Genomic DNA, 2,104 nt, shown 5'->3' with positions numbered 1-2,104 from the left:
ACGGCTTCGAGTTCGACACGGCGGACAGCGCGCCGGACGCCGCGCGCTGGAGCGTTGGCGGGCCGAACTGCTTCTCCGGCTCGGGCCACGCCGTCATCGATGCCACGCAGGCCCACAGTGGAACGCATTCCGTGCGCATCGACCCGGGCAGCGACTACTGCGGCCACGCCTTCATCCAGAACGCCACGATCAGCCTGCTCGGCAATGTGCGCTACGGCCGCTTCTACATCCGGCTCGCAAGCGCCCTCAACGATGCCCACGTGACCTTTCTTTCGATGCGGGACGCGAACGATTCCAACGGTTCGCAAAGCCAGGAGCTTCGCATGGGCGGACAAAGCGGCATCCTGATGTGGAACCGGTCCAAGGACGATGCGACGCTGCCTTCGCTCAGCCCGACAGGCATCTCCTTGAGTCAGGCCCTGAAGCCCCAGACCTGGACCTGCGTCGAGTTCCGCATCGACCAGTCTGCCGGCACCATCCAGACCTGGGTCGACGGCGTGGCGCCCGCAGGCCTGCAGGAGGACGGCACCGCCACCAACGATGTGGACCAGAGCTGGATCACGCAGTCCCCCTCCTGGCGGCCGGCGCTGAGCGACCTGAAGCTGGGATGGGAGGCCTACGGCGGCACCACCAACACCGTCTGGATCGATGACGTGGCACTGGGCAGCGAGCGCATCGGCTGCACCGTGCAATGAGTGCCGCGGGCGCAAGTGCCCAGGCGGAGTTCCACACGGACTTCCACGCCATGGGCAGCCCCTGCCGCATCCAGGTCCAGCGCGCCACGCCGGCCACCGCACCAGCCGTCGAGGCGGCCATCGCCGAAGTCCACCGCATCGAAGCCAAATACTCACGCTATCGAAACGACAGCGTGGTGTCGCACATCAATCGGGCCGCAGGCTTATCGGCCCCGGTCGAACTCGACACCGAGACTTGCGACCTGCTGGACTTCGCCGTCAGCGCCCATGCAGCCAGCGGCGGCGCATTCGACCTCACGACCGGGGTCCTGCGGCGCGCCTGGGACTTTGGTGCCGGCCGCCTGCCAACTGCCGGGGAAATCGCCGCACTGATGCCGCTGGTCGGCTGGTCCCAAGTGACGTGGCAGCGCCCGGCGTTGCACCTGCCAAGGCCCGGCATGGAACTGGACTTCGGCGGCATCGGCAAGGAGTACGCCGTGGACCGTGCCGCCACGCTGCTGGCCGAGGCCGGAATCGGCGCCGCGCTGGTCAACCTCGGCGGCGACCTGCGCGCCGTGGGCCACCGCGACGACGGCCAAGCCTGGCACTTCGGCATCGCCCATCCCCGGGACGCCAATGCCATCGTGGCCAGCATCCCGCTGCACCAGGGCGCGCTGGCCACCAGCGGTGACTACGAGCGCTACTTCGAGATTGATGGCCGGCGCTACTGCCACATCCTGGATCCGCGCAGCGGCTGGCCGGCGCAGGGCTGGCAGTCGATCAGCGTTGTCGCACCCGCCTGCCTGGCAGCCGGCACGATCTCCACCATCGCGATGCTGCTCGGCCCACAGGCCCTGCCCTTCCTGCGCAGCCAGGGCCTGCCCTTCCTGGCCATCGACGCCAATGGCCAGCCGGAACGGGGCGAGCCCGAAGCCTTGCCCGCGGCCCAGGCCGGCAACTGACCCGCAGCGCGGCCGTGAGCCCCGCGACAATGGCGGCATGCTGAGCCCGTCCGCCACCGCCCCACAAGACACCGCCTCCTTCGAGCCAGGCGCGGCGCCGCCTGCCGAAACCATCGCCGTGATCGACTTCGAGACCACCGGCATGGCCGGCCAGGGCGCCCGCGCGACCGAGATTGCCGCGGTGCTGGTGAGCGGCGGGCAGATCGTCGGCCAATACCAGAGCCTGATGCGCAGCGGCGCCTGGGTGCCACCGTTCATCGAGCAGCTGACCGGCATCAGCAACGCGATGCTGGCCGATGCGCCCCCGGCCGACCAGGTCATGCACGAGGTCCTGGCCTTCACCCGCGGCTGCCCGCTGGTGGCCCACAACGCGCCCTTCGACCGCAGCTTCTGGCGCGCCGAGAGCGCACTCGCCGGCGCCCCCGAAGACCCGGCACACGAGGAATTCGCCTGCACCCTGCTGCTCAG

At 69.6% G+C, this 2,104-nt stretch carries 3 protein-coding genes; all 3 read left to right on the top strand.

The features are described from left to right. A partial coding sequence (locus FKP22_RS32950) for a hypothetical protein (protein WP_170201146.1) occupies positions 1-695 on the top strand: 695 nt, incomplete at its 5' end. 50 nt (positions 696-745) lie between these two features. Further along, positions 746-1,636 carry an FAD:protein FMN transferase gene (locus FKP22_RS28195; protein WP_231011100.1) on the top strand — a complete coding sequence of 297 codons (891 nt, stop codon included), beginning with the start codon at positions 746-748 and terminating at the stop codon, positions 1,634-1,636. Positions 1,637-1,778: 142 nt separating this feature from the next. After that, on the top strand, positions 1,779-2,104 hold a 326-nt coding region (locus tag FKP22_RS28190), incomplete at its 3' end, for a 3'-5' exonuclease (protein ID WP_233446989.1).

Source organism: Ideonella azotifigens, assembly GCF_006519715.1.
Lineage (GTDB): Bacteria > Pseudomonadota > Gammaproteobacteria > Burkholderiales > Burkholderiaceae_C > Ideonella > Ideonella azotifigens.
The sequence above is the reverse complement of the archived record's forward strand: the minus strand, read 5'-3'. Positions and strand labels throughout refer to the sequence as shown.